The 1,485-nt window shown below is 35.4% G+C and carries 1 protein-coding gene and 1 pseudogene; both read right to left on the reverse strand.

Going from position 1 to position 1,485, the window contains the following annotated elements:
- Positions 1-74: 74 nt before the first annotated feature.
- Positions 75-605, reverse strand: a complete 531-nt coding sequence (locus HMPREF9074_RS11365; protein ID WP_034540938.1) for a DUF2247 family protein — start codon at positions 603-605, stop codon at positions 75-77.
- Positions 606-628: 23 nt separating this feature from the next.
- A pseudogene (locus HMPREF9074_RS12495) lies at positions 629-1,485 on the reverse strand (sugar-binding protein); the annotation flags it as partial.

The following is a 1,485-nucleotide window of genomic DNA, read 5'->3' on the forward strand; positions in this document are numbered from 1 at the left end:
ACCTTGTAACACTTTTCCCGCTCCATCTTCTACTTTTATGGGTTGTCCCCAAGGGTCAAAGAGTCTTTCAGCTATTATACCTTTTTCAGCTCTATAGTCTTACTCTCTATTAATCGTTTTGTAGAATTATCTATATATTCTATTAAGTCATCATACAAAACATCTATTCCCATCTTTTCTCCCTTTTTAGGTGGCATATAATATATGAAATTATGCCATTCGATAGGCCAGTCAAACTCTGAATGTATCATATCTACTTCATATAATTTAGATGTTTTATCTTTACCTAAAGCTACTATTTCTAATAATTTTTCCACAGCCCAAAATAAATAGTAATTCTTACTTACTTCTATTTGTCTTTCATAAAGATCATCATCAATTTTTTCCCAAATCGGGTCAGGATATATCTTTCTTGTTAAGTTTAAAAGATTTTCATCTGAGAGTTCAGACGACATATACATTCCACTAAACATTTCCTCACTACATAGTATATAGCCATATTCACAATAAGATAATATTTCTTTGGGAGTAAGCCAATGTTTTTTTAATCCTACATATACAGTTCTCCAGTCGTTTAGCATAAAACCTTTGTCAAATAAAATCATAATAAATTCTTTATTAATTATTTTTATTTCCACCAAGTTGGGGGAGCACTAACTCCCTTTCCACTTTGATTATACATTCCATTAATAACACCTCCAGGTATAAAACGTTGATGAGTAACAACACCATCTCTAATTATTATTTCATAAACACCATCTACACCATATTTTTTTCCTAACATTTGTATTAATATTTGTTTACTACCATCTCCTCCTACAGAATTAAATATTTTTCCGTGATCTGCAACTATTTCAATAGTTTCTCTATTCCAATTATGATTCACATCAAGCCCTGTAACTTTTTTTATGTATTCGGCTCTATATTTTATTGGTCCTCCATTATCAGAAATAGCTTGCTTTATTTGAAGTTTAGCATCTTGTAAACTTAAACCATCTAAATCATTAGCTTCAAGGTTAATATTTATAGGAGCTCCTTCTAAGGTTTGAACAGGTTGTTGTATTTCTCGTCCTGTCCAAATATTATGTCCTTTAGGGGTGGTAAGAGCTCCTGTAGCTCCTCCTAATATAGCTCCTCCTACAAAACCAGACAAAGCTCCCCAACCAGCACTTTCCCAAAACTTCCCATTCCCTCCGGGTAATAACGACATAAAACCACCACTTATTGCTCCTCCCACAAGTCCACTTGTGGCTCCTACTACAGCACCTCCTATAACTCCTCCGGTAATTCCATAGGCTGCTAATCCTGCCGCAGCTAACCCTCCTGCATAAGCCGCTACGCCCCCCGAGACGCCTCCTACTACAGCTCCTCCTACCATTCCTATCCAAGTATCAACATTGTTAAAGTCCCATTTAAAAGGGTTATAGGTACCATTGGCTTGAGAACCTCCTATATAAGCACCTATTATAGCCCCTACTATAAGAA

Source organism: Capnocytophaga sp. oral taxon 329 str. F0087 (assembly GCF_000213295.2).
Lineage (GTDB): Bacteria > Bacteroidota > Bacteroidia > Flavobacteriales > Flavobacteriaceae > Capnocytophaga > Capnocytophaga leadbetteri_A.

Bases quoted from the DNA above. Each gene is read 5' to 3' on its own strand.
- HMPREF9074_RS11365 (WP_034540938.1), bottom strand. From the start codon at position 605: ATGATTTTATTTGACAAAGGTTTTATGCTAAACGACTGGAGAACTGTA.